The organism is Butyrivibrio sp. NATIVEDY162 (assembly GCF_045999815.1).
Taxonomy (GTDB): Bacteria; Bacillota; Clostridia; order Lachnospirales; family Lachnospiraceae; genus Butyrivibrio.
Window position 1 is genome coordinate 1,929,575 of the sequence record NZ_CP172573.1, and the last position, 20,943, is coordinate 1,950,517.

The following is a 20,943-nucleotide window of genomic DNA, read 5'->3' on the forward strand; positions in this document are numbered from 1 at the left end:
TCCTTTATTTCTTTTCTATCGGTTCAACATTCTCTATCTTCTTGATAAATTTTGCAGGAACGCCTCCCACAATTGTGTTTTCTTCAACATCCTTTGTCACAACAGCTCCGGCTGCAATTACAGCACCATCACCAATTGTCACACCTCTTGTAATTATAGCTCCTGCTCCAATCCAAACCCTATTTCCAATATGTATAGGCGCACATAGAAGGTGTCTGTCATAAGGGTTCAAATCATGATCCAGAGTTGCAAGGACGACCCTGTGCCCAATCAGGGTATCATCGCCGATGTAAATGCCGCCCTGATCCTGGAAGCTACAGCCGGAATTGATGAATACATTTTTTCCAATGTGGATATTTCTTCCAAAATCGGTATAAAAAGGTGGAAACAGTCTGAAGCTCTCATCCACTTCCCCACCTGTCAGCACTGACATAATCCGGACAATTTCTTCCGGTGTATGATACCTGGTATTTAACTCCATGGTCTGCTTTATGGCCGCCTGGCTCTGCCTCATGGAACACTCATGCATCTCCTCTGTCATATCCTCTATTCTGTCCGAATTAAGATATTCCAGTATTTCTTCAACCGTTATCATTATTTCAGGTTCTCCTTAAAGAAGTTTTCCAGCTTATCAATAAAGGATAGTACGCTACGCAAATAAAGAATCAAATAATTCAGTCAATACCAGTCATGCTTTTCACCTCGATCCAACACTGAGATCTGCTCCATTTCATCTTCTGTAAGCTCAAACCCGAACAGATCAAGATTCTCCTTTATATGATCCGGATTTCCTGATCCCGGTATGACCACGATACCTCTTTGCAGATCCCATCGCAGAATAACCTGCGCAGATGTTACTCCGTGAGCTTCTGCAATTGATTTTATAGTCTCATCACCGAGAAGTTCTGATGTGTGTCCTCTCCCTCCCAATGGATCGGCATAGCTGTGTCTGATTCAAAACTGGTCGAAGTGTCTTCGGTCAGTTGCTCTGTTTCTCTGTCAGTATCCTTTCCCGTACAGGCTGAAACAATAAAAAGCATGACAAAAAGCAATAAACCCAGAAATACTCTTTTCATCCCATCACATCCTCTGTACCATCTCACTGATCTTTTCCATAACTCCCTTGTCATGATTCGTAAAAATCCCCATATCCTCAAGTCCAAGATATCCGAGGAAGTCTCCGTCATAAGAGAATTTGGCTCCGTCATACATATCGGGATCACCGGAGGCCAAAAACATGGCTACTTTCTTCAGCCTTCCCGGCGCCTTCGGATACAATAACGCATAGAAACGGTCGATCACGCACTTAAGCTGTCCTGATACATTGTGGTAATAGATCGGAGATGCAAGAACCAGCATATCCGCATCACGAAGCAGCACATATATTTCTGACATATCATCCTTTTGTGAACATTCGCCGTCACCTTTACCATGACAATATTCGCAGGCGAGACAGCCGTGTATATTTTTCCTGCAAACATCCACGGTATTCACGGTATGTCCTGCGGATTCAGCTTCGGTCTTGAAAGTTTTTATCATTCCTGCAGTGCTTCCGTTTGGTCTGGGAGACCCATTCAATATAAGTATATTCATAATATTCCCTGTTCTTCTTTAGTCATAATATAATTTCCTCCACCAGATCACATCGACATTTTCGAAGATACTTTACGAGCCCGTCCATATCTCCGGCTTCGTAAAGTGCTTTTGCTCTTCTTGTTCCTTCCGCAGAGCATCCACTGTCTGTAAGATTTTCTATCAGGGCTTTTACTTCCATCTGTCCTACCTCGTATCCTCATTATATTTACCTGATGAATTCTTCGCTAATGAATAAAATGAATATCGTGATATTCCAAAACGGAATGTCATGCAGTAATGAACAGTGCATACGGATTTGTAATTAGTGCGTTGGGAGCTTGCTCTCATAAGCACTAAATTATAAATCCATATATTCAGCAAATGCCGAAGAACGAAAAAATGCGAAGCATTTTTGAGTGCATTGTGAACAGGAGAATTCTATGGAGATCAAAAGCCTGCGATACTTCCTTGCCGTCGCAAGGGAAGAGAATATGACAAAGGCTGCGGACATGCTTCATGTCACACAGCCTACGCTTTCAAAAACATTAAAATCACTCGAAGATGAACTGAGAAAGAAGTTGTTCACACGTCACAGCTTTAGCAATCTCATTTGTCACAAGTAGTTTACTCATGTATTTCCAAAGGAAGCCCGTCCGGGTCACGGAAAAACGTCATTTTTTCACCCGTGAAAGCATCCCGTCGTATCGGTTCACAAGGGATACCCATAGACTCCAATTCTGCGACGGTCTCATCTACACTATCTACACGGAAAGCAAGATGACGCAATCCGTAAGCTTCGGGAGAAGGACGGAGTGGATGATTCTTCATAATAAAAAGTTCAATTTCGCTATCATCGAGCTTAAGGTCAATCTTCCAATCATCCCGTTCCGGTCTATAGTTCTCTCGCAGAATTCGAAAGCCAAGCTTATTATGGTAAAAGTTCAGAGCAGTGTCTTTGTCGGAACAAATCACCGCAATATGATGAATGCGATTTAATTTCATGAGGCGCCTCCTGTTTTAACCAGAAAAACCGATTTGTAGTTTTTTGGATTATCCTGAAATATTATACTACCATCAGCAATGTTCCGACTCCAATCAAGATACATCCTAAGATTGATTTTACTGTAAACTGTTCATGCAGGAACACGAATGCAAGCACCAGCGTAATCACCACACTGAGCTTGTCTATAGGCACTACTTTGGAAGCTTCTCCCATCTGCAATGCTTTGTAATAACATAACCATGAAGCACCCGTAGCTAAACCTGAAAGAATAAGAAATATCCAGCTTCTTTTACCGATCGTTGATAAACCGTTCTGTGCATGAGTTATAAAAACCATAATCCAAGCTATTCCTACCACTACCACAGTTCGAATGGCCGTAGCCAGATTAGAATCAACTCCTTCAATTCCTATCTTAGCCAATATTGATGTCAATGCAGCAAATATTGCCGATAACAGTGCAAACACAATCCACATATATCTAAAGCCTTCCCATCTTTATTTTCTTCCTACAAACGCCACTTTGATTAAAGCTCATGGTAATAAGGGTAGATGCTTTCATTATGCCCATCCATCCTTCATGCGAAATCCTTTGGTATTATTCCCACGGTCTCTCCGGATTACCCTCTTCAGAAGGATCCTTATATTCATATCTTTGCGGATTTTTGCCTATGTTTCTGAAATACTCTTTTATATCTTTTTCATGACCGATATCATTCGGCTCATAGAATGTCATGTCTTTTATCGCATCCGGAAGATACTGCTGCTCTATCCAATGATTGGGATAATTGTGAGCATATTTATATCCAACACCCCTTCCAAGCTTTTGGATCACAAACGACATAGCTGGAATTATTATCTTCAAATTTTCCGTTCCATATACTATCTCAATCATGCTCAATTTCTAGTAAATCAAGAAGCTTTACAAATGTATCCTGTCCATCAAGACAAGTATCTATGAGCCATCCTTTTTCATTTCTCCATTCCTTGAGACCTCTGTAGTAATAATTCTTCTTGGAATCCTCAATGATGAATGGCACAATATTGTGTCTGAGGCATTCCTTTAATGCTACAAGCCTTCCTACCCTTCCGTTTCCGTCCTGGAATGGATGAATATATTCAAACTCAGCATGAAGTGCTATTATATCTTCTACTGTTACAATCTTTTTTAAATTATACTCTTTAAGAAGTGCCTCCATATGCTTATGCACTTCAGATGGTTTCGAAGTCTCTCTGCCCCCTACGACATTTGCACGTTTTTTATAATCTCCAACCGCAAACCATGACAAAGTTGAATCCTTTGTATCATGCTTTATTATGTAGTGAAGCCTTTTGATTATATCCTCTGAAAGTTCTTCCTCTGCTATATCTATTACATAATCAATTGCGCGGAAGTGATGCACTGTTTCAAGAATATCATCAACAGGAACGCCATCGCCGATATCAACTGTATCAGTTTCGAAGATATGCCTTGTCTGATCTTCTGAAAGCTTACATCCTTCGATATGATTGGAATTATATGTCATTCTTACCTGTAGCTCATGATAGAGCCCTCCAGGAAGCTTTATATCTTTTTCCTCACGAAGCAACTGCAAGATTTTATTATCTGAAACACTTTTCATTAAAAAGTCAGGATCTTTTCCGAGATATTCTGCTATCTTTTTTATGCTTCTTGGCGACAACTTCTCACCCTTTGCAATTTTAGCCACAGTCCTTGTAGACAGACCAAGCTCAGTTGAAAGCTCAGTCTTACCAATTCCTCTTTCCTTTAGTGCATTTTCCAAACCTTCATATGAGATCATATTGTACTTCCCTCCATAATCTTTACTTATTTTACCTTTTGATCCCTGAAAAGTAAAGATTATGAAAGACTTTTGTATAAAAAGTAAAGCTAAGAAAATAGCCAGTTCTGCAGTTTTACACTGTGCTCTTTATCAAGATCACTTCCTTTAAACCTGATGGCATCTCCCACCTTGTACTTTGGGCAATGACTTTCTGTCACCGTCACTTTTACCTTGTTGTCTGTGTAATCCATAGCTAGTCTCCTTTTACAAGTTTGTCTTTATGATCTCATAGGCTTCATCTAAGAATGCCTCGATACTATCAGCTTTTCTCTGACTTTTCCCTGCTCAGGTAATTACATATAAACCCTGCATTTATCTCTGGATCTATCATTGAAACCTTTAGATCTGGTATATACATATTTCACTCCTCACTGTGCTGATATCTGCTCCCATTAACAAAAATCCCAAGCATTAGCCCAACCAAAAATCCAAGGAAATGGACTACAAAAGTCCCAATGCCAAGGAAATTTGAGATTATCATATAGCATAAAAGATACCTGAATCCTCTTAAGCTTAGGTATTTACTGATAAGATTTCTGTCCTTAATAAGCCATAAGGCCTAGACAGCAGAAAATGGCTGGAGATGCGCCATACATGACACCATTTGGAAGAATAAAGAGAAACACTGCGCATGGAACGATGAGTCCCACATGATAGATCACGAATAGCCGCGTAAGTCCAAGTGCCTTCTCCAGGTATAGCCCCACATACCACAGTGCATATACATTTGCAAGAAGATGCCATATGGCTGGCTGCAAGTATCCGTAAGTGATAAGTCTATGTACCTGAAAGCCACTATAAACAGATGCATTAGTTGCGCTTAAGATGTCTACAAGCCTTCCTCCGCCTGTCAGCGCGATCATTATAATATTATCCTCACGTGAATATATCAGATTTAATATGAAAACAACTGCCATAATGGCATTAACGCCTGATGCGAACCTGTTATCTTTTGTTTCAGACATTTTCCCTCCCAAAGCAGTCCCTTTATCAAGTTTATAAACCACAGTATTTAAAGGACAACCCACCATTTTGAAAACTCACTCACTTACTCACTCAACAAAATTAAAGATTGATGGATATAATCTATATAGCTTTTGGCATAACCTCTCCCTTTTGTTCATATTTCAGACTTGTTGTTATGATAATTATACGAAACCTGGATACCACAATGCATATCCGCTATGGTAAAAACTGAGTATCTATCCTTCTAATAGCGCAAAAAAGAACGGCACCTCATTACAAAGCACCGCCCTGCATAAATACTATTATTACATCAATGCCTTTCCACTTCCCCATAATCCATACCGGCTGCGGATAACTAAATGGTTTTGCTCCAAAATCTTTTCTGCTCATATTCAGGTCCTCCTTTTTCTGTATTGCTTAACTACAAAATCCATCTTTTCTCCAAACAATTTTTTAGCACATCAATACTTTATCCCTTCAGCATCAAGTCTCAATCTGTAAAACTCCTGCAACCATTCAGGTTGTTCCTGCACTGTCTTAGAAATATCCCTCAGAGTCCTTTTTCCCACTCTTCTGTCAAAAATCGCCAGCATCCTTATAATTGGATCTTCGTCGGCAAGGCTATCCTTTATATCCTGATTAAGATACTTTTTTATGGAATAGGGAACTAAACAGGAATCAACGATACCATCTTCTGCTGCCCTGATCCTACCCTCTTCTTCTGCAGCAAGATTTACCTCCTGATTGATTATTTCCCCATCATCAGTCCACTCTCGTCCGGGAATATTCTGCTCCCTTTTAACTTCAGCTCCATACCTGAATATTGCCATTTCATTATATGGATTTGCCTGAAAAACTTCCTTCCCATCTATCCTTACAGCAAATCTTCCGTAATCATCCGGTGCTCCATGGTAATTTGTCCTGAAATACTGAACTCTGCTTTTTAAGTTCTCACATAAAAGATCCTGCTCAAGTTTTTTCCTTATACTGCTCCACGACTGTGGCATCACTCGTCTCCTTCTTCTCCTTCAAATATATAGTCATTTGCATCTAGCTCCTCTTCCGTTCCGAAGATTGTGAGCTGTTTTGCATTCTTAATCATTTCATCATAGGCTTCTCGCTCAGCCTCTGTTAATTCTCTTATTTGCAACAATAACCCCTACCTTTTTGATAATACACGTAATATCCCTTCAAACAATTGCCGATATCTATACTGTCACAATCATTCTTTGGAGGGTTATCTGATATGAAAAAAGATAAAATCGCATGCTCCTGCAAAAACGTTAATTATGGCAAAATCCTCGATGCAGTCAAAAATGGTGCTGATACATATGAAAAAGTCCAGGAAGCAACTGGGTGCGGGACTGGTTGCGGAAAATGCCGTGACTTCATCACTACAATGATCCGCGATATCATTATGTTTCCCGAAGATTACGCTTGATCATATCCCAGATACTTCATCACTGTCTCAAGTCCCTCCATCGGAACACAGAACGTTCCATCCCGATGTTTGCAGCCTTCAAGTACTTCATCTATATTAAACCATTTAACCGATTCTACTTCCTCGGTCTGGAGGACAAGCTTCGTCTCATCCACTGGCTTTTCATAGACATATACAAAAGCAACCTCATTATCCCTGAACATCTTGCCATGGAATTCCATCTCATACTTGATATGGAACTTACCTGCGAAGGTAAAGTCACCCTCATGCGCTTTTATTCCCAGTTCCTCGAACAGTTCTCTCTGCGCTGATTCCAAAGGATCATCACCTGCCTGGATATGCCCTGCTGAAGAAGTGTCATACATCAAAGGAAACGATTCCTTATTGGCGCTTCTTTTCTGCAGCAGCACCTGATATGAATCACCAGCCTTACGGACTATCCATATATGAGCTGTTCTATGAGGAATTCCCTTATCATGAGCCTCAAACCTTGTAACCGTCTTGCCCACAGGAAAACCATTATCATCTGTTACATCAAAAATCTCTTCCAAAAATCTATCCCCCTCACTTCATCATAATGTATCAATATTATAACGTAAAAGTCCCCGGAGCATTGACCAAAATCGATCAACGTCTCCGGGGATATATTATTCTATTCCGTTTCATTTAAGTTTCATCTATCCTTTGAAGAATCAGAGAGTGAATGTTGCTCCAAAAGCTGCTGTCATCTTCTCTTTATTGTAGAATGCTGAAAGCTTCTCAAGGCAATCATCATACATTTTGCGGAATGCTTCATTTCTCTGCTCTTTCTTAACTTCTGCTTTTCTTGTATCCTGAACATCGTTAAATCTCATAATATTTACCCCTTTCTTGGTTGTGTAGTATGTGTTAGCCGTTTGGCTGCCCGTTTTCTCTTTCTGAGCTTATGATATTACTTCCTGGTTTGTTAAAACACAATATTCATCGCTTTTTCTACCTATTTGTTTTGTACCCTCTCTGTAATTATGTTATACAACACCCAGCAATATCCACATATCAATTTCATTGGATTTTTATAATTATTATCATGTATTTTTTGATTGGCTCATTGTTACTGAGGATGACTAAAAAAAGAATAAGGGAGTATTTATCAAGATTTCAGGATTTAATGGAATCTAAATAGACAGTTGATGTACCAATTATGACAGAAATGGACTTTCATAAGACAGTTATGGAATTCAAGTAGTCAGTCTGAAATTATATGCCTCACCTTGGCATTTCTTCAAAATCATGTATAATTTGCAAGGATGAACAAAAGATTGCAAAAGGACGTAATTATGCCTATTTCAAATAAAGCTAACAACAAAGAAGGCTTCTTACCCTATAGCCTGATCGCAATGGATATGGATGGCACCCTTCTTACATCGGATAAAAAGATTCTCCCTGAGACGCTTGATGATCTTTCATTGGTAGCTGATAAAGGAGTACATCTCTCCTACGCAACCGGCAGAGCGCTTGTTGAAATGAAGGAGTACTTTGAGATAACTCCCATGATCCGCTATGCCATCTGCTACAGTGGCGCAATAATATATGACTGCATGGCCAAGAAGGTCATTTACAGAAAAGAAGTACCTTCTTCCTGCTTTGAAAGAATAATTGAAGTCGCAGATAAATACGACGGAATGCTCACTTTCCTCACAGAAAATGAATCCATTGTATCTTCAGCTGATATCAACCACATGGACGATTTCCATATGGGAGTTTACCAGCCAATGTACCTTAAAGTAACCAGGCAGGTTGATGACATGGCTGCTGAAAGTCGAAAGCACGATTCCATCACCAAGATAAACATATACTTCAGAAATCAGGAAGACCGTCACCGCGGTTATGAGGAATTAATAAACCTCCCCCTTACATTTGCACTTGCAGAAGAAACAAGCCTTGAAATGAATGCTGAGGGAGTATCAAAAGGTACCGCCCTTAAGACTCTGTCTTCTCTCCTGGATATCTCCATAGAAGAAACAATGGCTATCGGAGATGCCGACAATGACCGCGATATGTTAAGCACCGCAGGAATTTCTGTCGTCATGATGAATGCACGCAGTGATATAAAGAAGCTTGCAAACTATATTACAAAGGACAGCGACCATAACGGTGTTGGCTTTGCTATCAGAGACTATTTTGATCTTTAATTGGAGATAACAATGGAAATAAACAAGAATACCCTAACTGAGTTCCGTAGAGACTTTAAAGAAGCTGTCGCAAGCCTTGAAGAAAAATATGGTGTGACCATCTCTCTTGGCAGCATCTCATATTCCGAAAATGACTTCACCAGCAAACTTACCGTAAATAACGGTCATGACAAGGATGATATCGCTCAAAGGGAATTTAACCGTGATGTATGGAAGTATGCCCACCTTGGTCTTGGGAAAGGCATGTATAAAAGGATCTTCGTTGGCCTCGATGGCAACAAATATGCCCTTCTCGGATTTAATACAAAAGCCCCCAAGTATCCGCTCATCATCCGGAACATACGCGAAAGTACCGTTGTCAGAGCGCCTGAGGGCTTTATAAAAGAGCTTACAAATGAATATTACGCTGAAAACTTCCTGCTATAAATTGCATCCATGCTTTTATAATCAGTCCTGCAATAATACTGCAGGTTCCTCAGGAAGCCATGTGATCTTGTCAAACCAGGCATATATAGATTCAATTCCTATGGTTCTACCCTGATATATTGCCTCAGTCCTCTGAGCCATCGTGTTCTGCTCCTTACATCTTCATTCACATTCTCTACTGATATCCCGATAGTATCTCTTTTAGTATTTTTACTGATTAACTTCTCTCTTTCTCCATTTGATCTTGTAATACAACAATGCCAGTCCAAGACACAATACAGCGATTATCGCAAACCACAGGATTATCACACCAGCAGACTGCTCATATACCTTTAGAAAGAAATAAGGTCCGTCCATTATTCTTACAGCATTCAGTACCAGTGCTATCGCACCATATGTAAGACTCGCTACCGCCGGCCATATGATTGTACTCAGCGAAAGCCTCTCAGTCTTTTCTAAAAAGAGAAGTGAGATCACTGATAATAACGGCCCGATAAAATGGTTTATTGGCGCAACATCGTTAAGAAAATAATATGCAATCCCGCCTTCCGGAGCAAGAACAAATGCAGCTATTAGAAATGTGACCGTCAGGCCAACTGCACTAATAAAATGTGCAACAGTGAGGATCTTCGGAAATTGTTTATTTCTCAAAACGCAGTAAATCACCCATACCGATACAACAAGCTGTAACACATTGCTGTCCACTGTGTACCACTCAAAAAGTCCAAACCGAAACGCATAGATATCGTGGGCAAATGCTACCGTTTCAAGTATCACCAGTATCAGATTTACATAAAAAACGGCTCTATCTTCTTTTTTTATCCTGTTCACGCTATATCCTTTCGATTACCCCTACCTTGTCAAAATTTCAAACACGCCCATGCTTATCGCCTCTGTGATAAGTGGAACCATGCCAAAGAAATACCCCGTCATGGGCTTAACTTTGAAATATTGCAGATAAAGATACAAGCTCAAAACTGCAGCCACTGCTACGATTATCAGGAACACAATGCCTCTATCTATAGACACCCTTTCCCACGCAATCGCTCTGTTAATCGAGGCCACTTCAAGCATTGACCAGCCTATTATCAAAAAGAGTTCCGACGTTACCTGCCTGTGTAAAATGATCCTTGAACCATAAAGGAGCACTACATATGTAACAATTCCAGCAACTATTATCACAAGGCCTGATACCAGTCCTCTTTTAGGTGGTGTTTTGATAATTCCAAGCATGTTGAGAACCAGGCCTGTCAGTCCAAAGGCTGCAGTGATAAGCAGCAGAATCCCATCAATCCCTGACGTGTGACTGTCGCCATGATTAGGATGGAATGCTACGCCCCACCATATCAGATAAAATACACAGCATATAATCAATAAACCCTGTCCTAACCTTATCTGGTCCATACAGATTTCCTCTTTTATTCAACAATTTCATTTTCATTACCAACTAACCATTCTCTCAATAGTTTCCTTGGTCTCATCACTGAATTCCTCCAGATCATCCATAGAGATAACCTCGCATCTTACAAGTGATGCCAGATGCATATGAAAGTTGGATCTTCTGACATCCTGCAACAGAACTCCTGGATTCTTCTTATCTTTTTTGATCTTCTTTTCAAGCTCCCAGAACTTGTCAGATGCAAGTCCGTCGCCTTTAAGGAAATCTACGTATTCTTTTATCAGCTTTTCCATGTAGTTTTCCTGCCAGTCAGGAAGGTTCTTTCTGAAAAGCTTCCAATCTTTTTCGTTTACATCCATGCTCATCACCAAATATCCCCATCTCTGCATTCTCAGGCATAATCAAAAACCGGGAACCACTGAAACTCAGAGTCATCCTTCATCAATCTTTCTTAATGTATTACAATAGTTTATCCAACTCACAAAGAAGCTTCTACTCCTTTACATCAAGTAAGTCCTTAGCACGCTTAAGAACAGGTACTTCCCTATTAGCTACCAGTCTGCCTAGCTTCATATTCCCACCAAAACTCCACTTCAAATACGGTACTCAAACCATTCGTCATCTGTTCTGACAAAACCTACGGACTTAAACATCCGCTGGCTTTGAGTGTTAAAAGAGTAGATGTTAGCTCTAACTTTAGTCATACCTTTTTCTCGGGCAAGTTCAATCATATTCAGTATGCATCTTCTGCCAATGTGACGGTTTTGATACTCCTTACAGACAACTATTGCAAGCTCTGCATTATCCCTAAGAGATACATCCCCCACAAGTCTGCCCTGATACTTTATGTAGTAGCAGTTACCATGGCTACTAAGAAAATCGTACATAGCATGCAAAGTATCAATATCATACACATGGTCTATGTTATCAACCTGTTTGCAGACATCAGTATCCTGATACCACGGAAAAGATTCGTCATCATTTCTGTAATAAGGAATCAGCTCAATATCATCGTCAATCTTCCGATTTAACTTTAGCAAATAAATGTCCAGCCCATCCTTTTGACCTTCATATTCAAAGCCATACTTAACTGCGATGTGCTTTGTAACTTCCTGTTTAGGACTACACTCAATGATTACATTCTTTCCATCAAGCCTTACGCTTTACGCATCCTTTCAAAGTTTATCTAATCGCTTTTATACCCTGAGCAATTTTCTTGAGATCCTCGCCCTCTATATCTAGGTTCTGAAAAGCTTCCTGAATTACTTTTTCTATAGTCTTTAGTGAACTGTTTGATTTTATGCCCTGAGCTATTGTATCTGCTTCATAAGAATAGACTCTGTAATCCTGTGAAGCTTTATATGTTCCTTAAGGATTCAATTGATTGAGGAATGCCATAATCTTTTCTGCTTTCGAAAGTGACATACTAAATTTCATAGTCCTATCTCCATAATGTTTTTGTCCCAGTATCCATCAATATGCTTTTCTGCTGTCACAATACCTTCCATATCTTTCCAGGCATCGTACCATTCGTCTGGAATAAGATCATCCAACACTATCGGCCCTACACCATCCACGTACGGGACCAATTGTTCAAGTGTCTTTCTCAATTTTGTCCTGGCTTTTGTTTTCTCATTATCCCTGAGAAGATCCAGAATATCATTAGCCTGCTCAACCTTAACACCATCATAAAGGCCATAATAACCGCCATCATCAAAAGGATCATCCTCATCAACAATACGCGATATCACGATTGGATATTCCGCTACATCTGACGCTGCTATAATGTACCGCTCACTTCTTTTATTAGCAACTATTACACCATATCTGACATGTATAATAGGCCATCTGTCCCCGACTTCAAGTTCATTATCTGTTAGCCACTCATCCTCTACAGAGACATACTTTTCATTCCCATCATCATCTATAAGTGTAACTGAAACCATTGGCTTTTCTCCAGGCTTCAATTCTTCACATCCATAGTCTCCATCAAAAATCTGCTTGATTGTCCACTGTATCATCTATATGTCTTATTGCCTTCCTACTCTCACAAGTGTCCTGTAAAACTCCACTGCATCCTTAAGATCATTCTCATCAGGACGGCCTATAGCAGTCCCCCCGATCAGCTTAAATGGACCAAAAGTATTATAGCCAGGACAGGTAAATTTCCCAACAATCTCAGCATTCTTACCCTTTATGGACTCTGCCATTGATTTTGAAAAATCCTTATTCATGGCACTTGTCATTATGAAGAATATCTTCTTATTCTGAGGAAGATTAGCCTGTGCAAAACTCTTAATCTGCTGGTGGAATTGTGCAGCGTAGATACCTGAAGCAAAACCTATAAGTTCATACTCACTCAGATCTTTCTCCGTAGTAACAGTTGCGTCAATCAGATCAACCTCGAATTCCCTTGCAATTGCATCCACTACTTTCTTTGTATTTCCATGATGTGTTGAAGCATAAACTATCGCCGTTTTACTCATTTTCCGAACCCTCACGTTCCAATATTTTTATATCCACTATAGATTATATCCCAGATGCGCCCTTCAAAATAGCCATACAGTAGAAAAAGCTGCCCATCAAGGCAGCTGTTGTTTTAGGGAGGATGCTGTCTGGTTCTTCACCAGACAGCAGTTATGAAAAAGTGTTTTATCAATATTAACAAGAGGTTCTGTCCTCTTGATAGCTTTATGATAAATTCAAAACCTTAACTCATATTAAAAATGCTTTGAACATATTGTTAATAATCTCCGTGTAACGTTCATAATCTGTTTACATGACTTTATGTTTTGCTTTAGGTTGGAAATGTATAGTAATAACATCAAGAGGAACAAACCTCTTGGCCCCCTCATAAGAACACTTTTCTTCATAACACAAAAGCCGGTAGTCATGATGATTGCTGGCTTTCCCTCATTTAACAGAAAATACCGAAAGGGGTCTTCTGTTTTATGTTCACTTAAGTTTCGAATGTTAATATACATCCATCGGGAGATGAAAATCTTCTGGAAATAGAAACAGTAACTTTTTTCATACAATTCTTCATAACAACACGCCCGGGACAGCGCAGTTCCGGGCAACTCCAAAAACAATGCCGCGGTACTTGTGAACAAATACCACGGCTTTATTATACTCTTCTACAGCCTTGCTTCTATATTCCTTATTCCTCTGCCCATCTCTTCATCATTATGATCCATGATATGACCATAGAACTCGCTAAAAGGCATAACCCTGACATCGTTCACCTCGTAGCGGTCGAAATCAAAGCCCCCTTCAGGAACATCAACACGCAGCATGAAAATCGATGCCAAAAGTCCAGTCCCGTCATCCCAGTCCTTGATATATTCAAAAGCCAGTTCCAGATCGTCAGGTGATACTTTTATCCCAAGCTCTTCTGCCAATTCCCTTACAGCAGCTTCTTTGGCTGTTTCATCGGATCGTACTCCGCCACCTGTCATATCCCATTTACCGGGATAATATCTTGCCCGAAGAGATCTCTGCTGAACCACGTACTTGCCCTCACCTTTTCCGGGAGCAGGGCTGTCACTCGTCTTCATTATGATAAGAACATGCTTTATATAATCTCCGGGCTGTTTCTTCTCATGCTTTTCTATGATCTTCCCTGTAGGCCTACCTTCTCTTGTAAAAATCTCAATATATTCCATATATTCTTGCTCAGCCTTCGTTATGGATATTAGCGTAGTATTCAACAATCATTTTCTGTACTGAAGGCGGATACATCAAAACAGTGTAATGATTGCCCTTCACACTCTCCTTGTCCACGGAGACAATTCCCAGTTCCTTGCCTTCTGCTGTAGGATACTTTTGGTTAATACCACCAACAAACTTCTCTCCTATCAGACCTTTCTCTGCCAGTACTTCCCAGATTCGTGTCCCCACTATCTTCTTTACATTATCAGCTGAGCATATACGGTTCAACTCATCCTTGATCTCAGTTATGTAATAGAGGTCTTTATATTCAAACTTCTCCATATCTTCCTTCGGGAGATAAAAATCGACTTTTTTCTTTTTTGTAGTACCTCTGCTATACGAGGACTCATTATCGTCCTTATCACCAGAGACTGGCATGCTGATAACAGCATCCGGATTTACACTCATGAACTCAGCTATTTTTTCCAGGAATTCCTTGCCATATTTATCAAATTTATTGGTACCAACTCCGGAAACTCCTAGCATTTCCTGCTCGTTTGAAGGAAGTTTGGCGCACATATCAATCAGAGTCTTGTCACTAAAAACAATATAAGGAGGCATTCCTTCCCTTCTTGCAATTTCCATCCTGAGTAACCTGAGTGCCTCAAACAGTTCATATCCTGCTTTGGTAAGTGAATCCGTACTTCTCGTCTTGGATTTTCCTGCCCTGGTACTGACTTCTTTTTCTTCATAAGTCCGAAGTAGCACTTTCGCATCTGGTTCCTTCAATGCTGCTATATTCCCAAGTTTCACCACACTGTATTTATCATCAGTCTGAATTATATATCCGTCCATGATCATCTGATTCATTAAAAGACGTATATCTGCTTCACTGTGATCTTTAAGGGCACCATATGTCTTATAGTTATCAGTTCCAAGCTCACGAAGCCTTGCTCTGTTTGCACCCACAAGAGTACCCAGAACAATATTCATCCCGTATCTGCCTTTGGTCTCATATACACAGTTGATGACCTGTTTAGCAGCATCAGTCATATCAATCTCTTTATATTCACGATGGCAGTTCCCGCAGTTATCGCATGGAGCGCTTACTTCTTCGCCAAAATACTCAAGTATATAATTCCTCAGACACTCGGTTGTCCTGCAATAGCCTTCCATCACCTTAAGGCGCTTAAGATCTCGCTGTCTGATGAGTTCTTCATCTTCAGGATCTACCTCGCTGAAATCCTTTTTATCCAGAAGAAACTTATTGATCATAATATCCTGGGCAGAAAACAGCAGAATGCACTGTGAATTCTCACCATCACGTCCAGCTCTTCCTGCTTCCTGGTAGTAGTTCTCCATGCTCTGAGGCATATTGTAGTGAATTACGTACCGGACATTAGATTTATCTATACCCATGCCAAAAGCATTGGTTGCAACAATAACCGGTTTCCGGTCAAATATAAAATCATTCTGACTGTCTTTTCTGTATTCATTATCAAGACCGGCATGATACCGGGCAACAGGAACACCGTCAAGAGTCAACATTTCAAAAATTGCATCAACATTCTTCCTGGTTGCACAATAAATAATTCCGCTCTCGTTACTATGGTCTTTGACATATTTTCTTATATAGTCATCCTTATTCTTTATATGCTCAACAGAAAAATACAGATTTTCCCTGTCAAAACCCGTAACAAAAACACTGGGATTTTGGAGTTTTAATACGCATTCTATATCACGTTTAACCTCTTCCGTAGCGGTTGCAGTAAATGCACTGACGATAGGTCTTTTGGGAAGCCTTTCAACAAATTTCACTATATTCAGGTAGCTAGGTCTGAAATCCTGACCCCACTGTGATATACAGTGTGCCTCATCAACTGTAACCATTGATATATCAGCGCTGTCTGCAAAATTAGTAAACTCCCAATTGTCAAGGCGCTCAGGAGCAACATAAATAATCTTGTATGTCCCTGACTTTGCCATCTCAAGGGCTTTTGTTATCTGTGAATCCGTAAGGGATGAATTGATATAAGCAGCATGAATCCCCGCTGCATTCAGAGATTTTACCTGATCCTGCATCAGTGAAATAAGCGGTGAAATAACAATTGTGATGCCTGGCAGCATTATAGCCGGAATCTGATAGCAGATGGACTTACCTGCACCGGTCGGCATTATTGCCAGCACATCCCTTTTCTCATCTAATATTGTATTTATAATTTCGCCCTGGCCAGGTTTAAACGAATCATAACCAAAGTATTGCTTTAAATTTGCCAGTGCAGTATTTCCAAATTCTGTCATATCGCCTCTTTTAGATGAGTTTCTTCTTACCTATAGCATTGACCCACATCTCATCTTCTCTACCGGGTCTGTTATCTGTACCAACCTCATTGTAAACAATCTCAAATCCTGCATTCTCAAACAACGGAACTATACTTTTCTCATCAAAATCGCTAAATCTGCGATCTCCACGCATCTTAGTACCATCGCCATATTTGAACGAAGCATATATAACTCCGCCGCTCTTAAGAGAAACATTAAGCTTCTTCATTGTCTCCGGAAGCTGATCTACCGGCACATGAAGAAGTGATGCGCATGCCCAGACTCCATCAAACTCATTATGAAAATCGATATCCTCAAACCTCATATCCAGAACTTCCTGTCCCAGATATTCAGAAGCTCTCTTCCTCATTTCTTCAGAAGCATCAAAAGCAGTTACAGAAAAGCCTGCCTCCATAAATGCCTTACTGTCTCGTCCACTTCCACAGCCTGCATCTAAAACACGGCCATGTTCAGGAAGAAGTGCGATGAACCTGTCCCTCTCGTATGACATATCTGCGTTAACACTTCCGGCAAAGAACGAGTCAGCATTCATGTCATAATACTCAACGGTCTTATCAACCATCGCTTCAGCAATCTTCGGAAGAAGTGCCAAATCTGCTGGAAGCCAGTCCACACTTCTAAGGCCATTAACCTCAAGCCACTTCTCTGCTTCATGCTCCAAAAGTTGGAGCTTACCTTCTGCTACAGTTGCCCAGTAACAGTTCATATGTAGGTGAAAAGTCTCATAATCATAATCGATGACATCTATCAGATCATGGACCTCAATATCCGCACCAAGCTCTTCTTGAATCTCTCTCACAAGTGCTTCTTCAGGAGTTTCACCTTCTTCAATCTTTCCTCCTGGAAATTCCCAGCCATCCTTATAATCCCCATATCCACGCTGGGTTGCAAATATCTTCGTTTTTCTTTTGTAATCATCACAGATTATTGCTGCGACTACGTTAACAGTTTTCATAATCATCCTACTTCAAGTTTACTTGTCTTCTTAATGTATTTAGCAGGTATCGGATTATCAAGGTGCCATGTGATACTCATTGGCCTGCTTCCATAATGACTCACATATTTTGCAGTTCCAAGATATGTATACGGAGCTGCACCTGCGATATCCTTCTTAAACTCTCTGACAAATAGCAGAATCTTGCTTCCATACTTCACATGATTTATATACCTTTGACCAGTAGGTGACGTGTCAGAAGTCGTGCTCTGACTCTGCCAATGGAAGAACTCCTCATTGATAGAGTAGTCATTGTACATAGTGGTGGGTGAATAATCCTTATCTGACTTATTGAGCGTTACAAAGAAAGTATCAACCTTCTTATCCTCAAGCCACTTTGTACCCTCTCTTACAGTCTGTGGCTTCATAAAATCCATAGCCACAAGTATCTGATCTCTGGTATAAGTACAGTACAATTCAAGCGGACAATCAAATCCCAGCTCTACTTCATCACCTACCACATCTATTCTCTCAAGATTGTAGTTAAGGATTTCGATCAGCTCACTAAACATATTTTTGCTATTGCAAATCTCAGCCAAATTCTGTTTAACTTCCGGAACATCCCAATCTTCCACCGCACTCTGCCACAGTGTTACGTAGAACATCTGCATCATCCGCTTCTCAGCTTCAGGCAACATACTAATGTTTATGTCGTTTAACCTTGGCAAAACATCAAGTAAAAACCGGATCCATTTCGCAGAATCCACAGCGATAAACTTTGCAAAGGCCTTTGCCATTTTCTCTTCAATCGGTTCATTGAAATCACTAATCACACCGGCATCAGCGCATAGTCTCGCAAAGGAATATTTCGCATAAATACTATATGGACTCAAATGATAGTAGCTCAGGAAATTCTTAAGAGACAACTCTAATCCGCTGTCCTCTGTAAATGTCTCAATTCTTGATACAAGTCCTGCCCTGCTATCAAAGGACTGCTTTATATTGTTCAGAATAACCTGAGACGCCTTCTTTTCCAGCTGCACATAACAGCCCTTTGGAAGTGCTGTAAATCCATGTTTTATTTCATACTGAACGCTATGATTTGTATTAGCAAGTAGCGCTGAAAACTTTTCTTCGAAGTTATATTTCTTATTTGCCTGTCCTATAAAATCAAGAACTGTCAGACATTCCTTTCCATCCGACAAACGCAGACCTCTTCCAAGCTGCTGTAAGAACACCGTAAGTGATTCCGTAGGTCTTAGAAACAAAACAGTCTCAACCTCGGGAATATCAATACCCTCATTATACAGATCAACAACAAAGATAAACTTTATCTCACCAGATAGTAACATCTTCTTCGCATTAGCCCTGTCACTGTCTGAAGAACTGGATGTAAGCGCTATAGCCGGAATACCTTTTTCATTAAAGTAATCACTCATGAACTTTGCATGCTCTATGGAAACACAGAATCCCAGGCCATGAACACTGTCCATATCCGTCACATATTTATATAAAGAATTGATGATATGATTTGCTCTCTTCTCTGCAATAGTCCTGTTGAGTGAATACAGATTACTCAGTTCAGACTTATCATAGCCACCTCTGACCCATCTAACCTCTGACAGATCTGTCTCATCGGATACTCCAAAATACTGGAAAGGACATAATAGTTTTCTCTCAATCGCCTCAGGAAGTCTTATTTCTGCAGCTATTCTGCCATCAAAGTAATCCAGGACGTTCTTTCCATCCATACGTTCCGGTGTAGCTGTGAGCCCCAACAATATCTTTGGTTTAAATGAGCTTAGCAAACCTTGGTATGTAGGTGCTGCAGCGTGATGGAATTCATCAACAACAATAAAGTCATAATAATCTGGTGAGAGTATCTCATACAATTTCTGCGATGCCACTGTCTGTATCGATACAAAGAGATGGTTAAAGCTTTCCGGCTTCTCTCCACCTACATATAATTCACCAAAATTTGGATCCTTTAAAACTGCTCGGAATACTTCTCTACTCTGCCTCAGGATTTCTTCCCTGTGCACTACAAAAAGGAGTTTATTCTGTTTCTCTGGATTTCTCTTGCAAAATCTCCTGTAGTCAAAAGCTGCTATAAGCGTTTTCCCTGTACCTGTGGCAGCCACTACAAGATTCTTATTTCTGCCCCTTATTTTTCTCTCGGCATCGAGCCTATCTAATATTTCCTGCTGGTACGGATATGGATTGATGTCTACGATAAAGCCATAACCCTCTGTCTTTTCCCCATGCCTCTCCGCTCGTAACGCCTTTTTCAATTTGTCATAGCTATCATGGGTATATTTTTCAAAAGTCGTAGAATTCCAATAGCTGTCAAACGTAGCCTCTATCTTCTGTATTGTCGAAGCCATATCCTTTGTAGTCACTTTAATATTCCACTCCAGACCGCTGGACATAGCTACGTTAGACATGTTGGATGAACCTACATATGCAGTAGTAAAGCCTGTCTTTCTATAAAAAATATATGCCTTAGCATGAAGCCTGGTTCGCTTAGTATCATAGGATATGCGCACTTCGGTGCCAGGAAGCTTGTTAAGCTCTTCAATAGCTTTAACATCCGTAGCGCCCATATAAGAAGTTGTGATTATCCGAAGCTGGCCACCACGGTCCACAAAATCTTTTAATTCTTTGAACAAAAGCCGTAATCCGCTCCATTTTATAAAGGAAACCAACATATCGATTCTATCCGCAGTTTCCATTTCCTTCCGAAGCTCAGAATACATCTGCGGTTCATGAATAGCCCCGGTAAACAGGCTACTCTGCGCAACTGATGTTTCTGGACGCACTATATCCTTGGCCTTACGCTGACCAATTTTGTACATAGGATCATTTTCTGAAAGCAGCGCCAGCAGCTGCTCAGCACCATCAGCTACTGCCAATTCCTTCAGATCATTTAAATCATTTTCTTCTGATATCAGACCAACGACCTTATTAACCAGATCAATCTTCGCCTCAAGATTTTCATCATCAGAAATACGATCCAGAGCCTTATGAAGAACTTCCGAAACATACTTAGAAAGGATCTCTGATGCTTCAGCTCCATCAATCTTCTCAACTCGCTTTAGATCATCTGAAGATCCTGTAAGCTCTGACTGTATCTGTTTATTAATGACCTGTTCGTATAATCCTGGTTCCAACATATATGTTCCTCACGTCAGTT

Annotated in this window: 26 protein-coding genes and 3 pseudogenes; 4 read left to right on the forward strand and 25 right to left on the reverse strand. The window is 40.3% G+C overall.

Annotated features, from left to right (window positions below; genetic code table 11):
• Positions 1 to 4: 4 nt before the first annotated feature.
• The 4 genes from ACHCNF_RS08150 to ACHCNF_RS08165 all read right to left on the reverse strand — a co-directional run bounded on the left by ACHCNF_RS08150 (position 5) and on the right by ACHCNF_RS08165 (position 1,774).
• Positions 5 to 592: a sugar O-acetyltransferase gene (locus tag ACHCNF_RS08150; RefSeq protein ID WP_408072211.1), complete on the reverse strand. Its 588-nt coding sequence runs from the start codon at positions 590 to 592 to the stop codon at positions 5 to 7.
• An 86-nt stretch (positions 593 to 678) separates the two neighbouring features.
• Complete coding sequence (locus ACHCNF_RS08155) at positions 679 to 930, reverse strand: aldo/keto reductase (RefSeq protein WP_408069352.1); 252 nt, start codon at positions 928 to 930, stop codon at positions 679 to 681.
• Between the two features lie 150 nt (positions 931 to 1,080).
• Positions 1,081 to 1,593, reverse strand: coding sequence for a flavodoxin family protein (locus tag ACHCNF_RS08160; protein ID WP_408069353.1), 513 nt, complete (start codon positions 1,591 to 1,593; stop codon positions 1,081 to 1,083).
• Positions 1,594 to 1,615: 22 nt separating this feature from the next.
• Positions 1,616 to 1,774, reverse strand: coding sequence for a hypothetical protein (locus ACHCNF_RS08165; protein ID WP_408069354.1), 159 nt, complete (start codon positions 1,772 to 1,774; stop codon positions 1,616 to 1,618).
• A gap of 241 nt (positions 1,775 to 2,015) precedes the next feature.
• Between ACHCNF_RS08165 and ACHCNF_RS08170 the strand changes: the two are divergent.
• Positions 2,016 to 2,177, forward strand: a pseudogene (locus ACHCNF_RS08170) (LysR family transcriptional regulator); the annotation flags it as partial.
• A 22-nt stretch (positions 2,178 to 2,199) separates the two neighbouring features.
• Here the strand turns inward: ACHCNF_RS08170 and ACHCNF_RS08175 are convergent.
• From ACHCNF_RS08175 to ACHCNF_RS08210, 8 genes and pseudogenes are all read right to left on the reverse strand, one after another.
• The gene (locus ACHCNF_RS08175) at positions 2,200 to 2,577 is read right to left on the reverse strand and encodes an SMU1112c/YaeR family gloxylase I-like metalloprotein (protein ID WP_408069355.1); all 378 of its coding nucleotides are present in this window, start codon (positions 2,575 to 2,577) and stop codon (positions 2,200 to 2,202) included.
• Between the two features lie 61 nt (positions 2,578 to 2,638).
• The gene (locus ACHCNF_RS08180; RefSeq protein ID WP_408069356.1) at positions 2,639 to 3,052 is read right to left on the reverse strand and encodes an EamA family transporter; all 414 of its coding nucleotides are present in this window, start codon (positions 3,050 to 3,052) and stop codon (positions 2,639 to 2,641) included.
• A 121-nt stretch (positions 3,053 to 3,173) separates the two neighbouring features.
• Positions 3,174 to 3,401: pseudogene (locus ACHCNF_RS08185) on the reverse strand (hypothetical protein); the annotation flags it as partial.
• Between the two features lie 61 nt (positions 3,402 to 3,462).
• The gene (locus tag ACHCNF_RS08190; protein WP_408069357.1) at positions 3,463 to 4,377 is read right to left on the reverse strand and encodes a Fic family protein; all 915 of its coding nucleotides are present in this window, start codon (positions 4,375 to 4,377) and stop codon (positions 3,463 to 3,465) included.
• A gap of 89 nt (positions 4,378 to 4,466) precedes the next feature.
• Positions 4,467 to 4,610 (reverse strand): hypothetical protein, encoded by a 144-nt coding sequence (locus ACHCNF_RS08195; RefSeq protein ID WP_408069358.1) that lies wholly within the window; start codon positions 4,608 to 4,610, stop codon positions 4,467 to 4,469.
• A 351-nt stretch (positions 4,611 to 4,961) separates the two neighbouring features.
• Positions 4,962 to 5,384: a rhomboid family intramembrane serine protease gene (locus ACHCNF_RS08200; RefSeq protein WP_408069359.1), complete on the reverse strand. Its 423-nt coding sequence runs from the start codon at positions 5,382 to 5,384 to the stop codon at positions 4,962 to 4,964.
• 462 nt (positions 5,385 to 5,846) lie between these two features.
• Positions 5,847 to 6,392, reverse strand: a complete 546-nt coding sequence (locus tag ACHCNF_RS08205) for an SF0329 family protein (RefSeq protein WP_408069360.1) — start codon at positions 6,390 to 6,392, stop codon at positions 5,847 to 5,849.
• Positions 6,392 to 6,535, reverse strand: a complete 144-nt coding sequence (locus ACHCNF_RS08210) for a hypothetical protein (RefSeq protein WP_408069361.1) — start codon at positions 6,533 to 6,535, stop codon at positions 6,392 to 6,394. Before ACHCNF_RS08210 ends, ACHCNF_RS08205 begins: the two co-directional genes overlap by 1 nt.
• A 96-nt stretch (positions 6,536 to 6,631) precedes the next feature.
• On the opposite strand from ACHCNF_RS08210, the gene ACHCNF_RS08215 reads away from it, so the two are divergent.
• Positions 6,632 to 6,826 carry a (2Fe-2S)-binding protein gene (locus tag ACHCNF_RS08215; protein WP_408069362.1) on the forward strand — a complete coding sequence of 65 codons (195 nt, stop codon included), beginning with the start codon at positions 6,632 to 6,634 and terminating at the stop codon, positions 6,824 to 6,826.
• On the opposite strand, the gene ACHCNF_RS08220 is transcribed toward ACHCNF_RS08215, so the two are convergent.
• Entirely contained in the window at positions 6,817 to 7,377 is a 561-nt protein-coding gene (locus ACHCNF_RS08220) for an NUDIX hydrolase (protein ID WP_408069363.1), read from the reverse strand. The genes ACHCNF_RS08215 and ACHCNF_RS08220 overlap by 10 nt on opposite strands.
• Positions 7,378 to 7,518: 141 nt before the next feature.
• Positions 7,519 to 7,680 (reverse strand): hypothetical protein, encoded by a 162-nt coding sequence (locus tag ACHCNF_RS08225; protein ID WP_408069364.1) that lies wholly within the window; start codon positions 7,678 to 7,680, stop codon positions 7,519 to 7,521.
• Positions 7,681 to 8,142: 462 nt separating this feature from the next.
• On the opposite strand from ACHCNF_RS08225, the gene ACHCNF_RS08230 reads away from it, so the two are divergent.
• Positions 8,143 to 8,997 carry a Cof-type HAD-IIB family hydrolase gene (locus ACHCNF_RS08230; RefSeq protein ID WP_091822480.1) on the forward strand — a complete coding sequence of 285 codons (855 nt, stop codon included), beginning with the start codon at positions 8,143 to 8,145 and terminating at the stop codon, positions 8,995 to 8,997.
• Positions 8,998 to 9,009: 12 nt separating this feature from the next.
• The gene (locus ACHCNF_RS08235) at positions 9,010 to 9,423 is read left to right on the forward strand and encodes a hypothetical protein (protein ID WP_408069365.1); all 414 of its coding nucleotides are present in this window, start codon (positions 9,010 to 9,012) and stop codon (positions 9,421 to 9,423) included.
• Positions 9,424 to 9,633: 210 nt separating this feature from the next.
• Here ACHCNF_RS08235 and ACHCNF_RS08240 read toward each other — a convergent pair whose 3' ends face one another.
• The 11 genes and pseudogenes from ACHCNF_RS08240 to ACHCNF_RS08290 all read right to left on the reverse strand — a co-directional run bounded on the left by ACHCNF_RS08240 (position 9,634) and on the right by ACHCNF_RS08290 (position 20,923).
• Entirely contained in the window at positions 9,634 to 10,254 is a 621-nt protein-coding gene (locus tag ACHCNF_RS08240) for a hypothetical protein (RefSeq protein ID WP_408069366.1), read from the reverse strand.
• A gap of 21 nt (positions 10,255 to 10,275) precedes the next feature.
• Entirely contained in the window at positions 10,276 to 10,827 is a 552-nt protein-coding gene (locus ACHCNF_RS08245; protein WP_408069367.1) for a hypothetical protein, read from the reverse strand.
• Between the two features lie 36 nt (positions 10,828 to 10,863).
• Entirely contained in the window at positions 10,864 to 11,187 is a 324-nt protein-coding gene (locus ACHCNF_RS08250; protein WP_408069368.1) for a multidrug transporter, read from the reverse strand.
• Between the two features lie 228 nt (positions 11,188 to 11,415).
• Entirely contained in the window at positions 11,416 to 11,862 is a 447-nt protein-coding gene (locus tag ACHCNF_RS08255; protein ID WP_034475741.1) for a GNAT family N-acetyltransferase, read from the reverse strand.
• 393 nt (positions 11,863 to 12,255) lie between these two features.
• On the reverse strand, positions 12,256 to 12,843 hold the full coding sequence (locus tag ACHCNF_RS08260) for a hypothetical protein (protein ID WP_408069369.1): 588 nt from the start codon (positions 12,841 to 12,843) through the stop codon (positions 12,256 to 12,258).
• A 9-nt stretch (positions 12,844 to 12,852) separates the two neighbouring features.
• Positions 12,853 to 13,308: a flavodoxin family protein gene (locus ACHCNF_RS08265; protein ID WP_408069370.1), complete on the reverse strand. Its 456-nt coding sequence runs from the start codon at positions 13,306 to 13,308 to the stop codon at positions 12,853 to 12,855.
• 651 nt (positions 13,309 to 13,959) lie between these two features.
• Positions 13,960 to 14,487 carry an NUDIX domain-containing protein gene (locus tag ACHCNF_RS08270; RefSeq protein ID WP_408069371.1) on the reverse strand — a complete coding sequence of 176 codons (528 nt, stop codon included), beginning with the start codon at positions 14,485 to 14,487 and terminating at the stop codon, positions 13,960 to 13,962.
• A gap of 10 nt (positions 14,488 to 14,497) precedes the next feature.
• Positions 14,498 to 16,774: a DNA helicase RecQ gene (gene recQ / locus ACHCNF_RS08275; RefSeq protein ID WP_408069372.1), complete on the reverse strand. Its 2,277-nt coding sequence runs from the start codon at positions 16,772 to 16,774 to the stop codon at positions 14,498 to 14,500.
• Positions 16,775 to 16,784: 10 nt separating this feature from the next.
• Positions 16,785 to 17,378 (reverse strand): class I SAM-dependent methyltransferase, encoded by a 594-nt coding sequence (locus tag ACHCNF_RS08280; protein WP_408072212.1) that lies wholly within the window; start codon positions 17,376 to 17,378, stop codon positions 16,785 to 16,787.
• Positions 17,376 to 17,771, reverse strand: a pseudogene (locus tag ACHCNF_RS08285) ((deoxy)nucleoside triphosphate pyrophosphohydrolase); the annotation flags it as partial. The pseudogene ACHCNF_RS08285 and the gene ACHCNF_RS08280, both read right to left, overlap by 3 nt.
• Before the next feature lie 2 nt (positions 17,772 to 17,773).
• Complete coding sequence (locus ACHCNF_RS08290; RefSeq protein ID WP_408069373.1) at positions 17,774 to 20,923, reverse strand: DEAD/DEAH box helicase; 3,150 nt, start codon at positions 20,921 to 20,923, stop codon at positions 17,774 to 17,776.
• Positions 20,924 to 20,943 lie beyond the last annotated feature (20 nt).

Bases quoted from the DNA above. Each gene is read 5' to 3' on its own strand.
- ACHCNF_RS08215 (WP_408069362.1), top strand. From the start codon at position 6,632: ATGAAAAAAGATAAAATCGCATGCTCCTGCAAAAACGTTAATTATGGC.
- ACHCNF_RS08190 (WP_408069357.1), bottom strand. From the start codon at position 4,377: ATGATCTCATATGAAGGTTTGGAAAATGCACTAAAGGAAAGAGGAATT.
- ACHCNF_RS08265 (WP_408069370.1), bottom strand. From the start codon at position 13,308: ATGAGTAAAACGGCGATAGTTTATGCTTCAACACATCATGGAAATACA.
- ACHCNF_RS08260 (WP_408069369.1), bottom strand. From the start codon at position 12,843: ATGATACAGTGGACAATCAAGCAGATTTTTGATGGAGACTATGGATGT.
- ACHCNF_RS08165 (WP_408069354.1), bottom strand. From the start codon at position 1,774: ATGGAAGTAAAAGCCCTGATAGAAAATCTTACAGACAGTGGATGCTCT.
- ACHCNF_RS08230 (WP_091822480.1), top strand. From the start codon at position 8,143: ATGCCTATTTCAAATAAAGCTAACAACAAAGAAGGCTTCTTACCCTAT.
- ACHCNF_RS08250 (WP_408069368.1), bottom strand. From the start codon at position 11,187: ATGAGCATGGATGTAAACGAAAAAGATTGGAAGCTTTTCAGAAAGAAC.
- ACHCNF_RS08175 (WP_408069355.1), bottom strand. From the start codon at position 2,577: ATGAAATTAAATCGCATTCATCATATTGCGGTGATTTGTTCCGACAAA.
- ACHCNF_RS08195 (WP_408069358.1), bottom strand. From the start codon at position 4,610: ATGGATTACACAGACAACAAGGTAAAAGTGACGGTGACAGAAAGTCAT.
- ACHCNF_RS08160 (WP_408069353.1), bottom strand. From the start codon at position 1,593: ATGAATATACTTATATTGAATGGGTCTCCCAGACCAAACGGAAGCACT.
- ACHCNF_RS08235 (WP_408069365.1), top strand. From the start codon at position 9,010: ATGGAAATAAACAAGAATACCCTAACTGAGTTCCGTAGAGACTTTAAA.
- ACHCNF_RS08245 (WP_408069367.1), bottom strand. From the start codon at position 10,827: ATGGACCAGATAAGGTTAGGACAGGGTTTATTGATTATATGCTGTGTA.
- ACHCNF_RS08280 (WP_408072212.1), bottom strand. From the start codon at position 17,378: ATGGTTGATAAGACCGTTGAGTATTATGACATGAATGCTGACTCGTTC.
- ACHCNF_RS08205 (WP_408069360.1), bottom strand. From the start codon at position 6,392: ATGCCACAGTCGTGGAGCAGTATAAGGAAAAAACTTGAGCAGGATCTT.
- ACHCNF_RS08225 (WP_408069364.1), bottom strand. From the start codon at position 7,680: ATGAGATTTAACGATGTTCAGGATACAAGAAAAGCAGAAGTTAAGAAA.
- ACHCNF_RS08270 (WP_408069371.1), bottom strand. From the start codon at position 14,487: ATGGAATATATTGAGATTTTTACAAGAGAAGGTAGGCCTACAGGGAAG.
- ACHCNF_RS08180 (WP_408069356.1), bottom strand. From the start codon at position 3,052: ATGTGGATTGTGTTTGCACTGTTATCGGCAATATTTGCTGCATTGACA.
- recQ (WP_408069372.1), bottom strand. From the start codon at position 16,774: ATGACAGAATTTGGAAATACTGCACTGGCAAATTTAAAGCAATACTTT.
- ACHCNF_RS08200 (WP_408069359.1), bottom strand. From the start codon at position 5,384: ATGTCTGAAACAAAAGATAACAGGTTCGCATCAGGCGTTAATGCCATT.
- ACHCNF_RS08290 (WP_408069373.1), bottom strand. From the start codon at position 20,923: ATGTTGGAACCAGGATTATACGAACAGGTCATTAATAAACAGATACAG.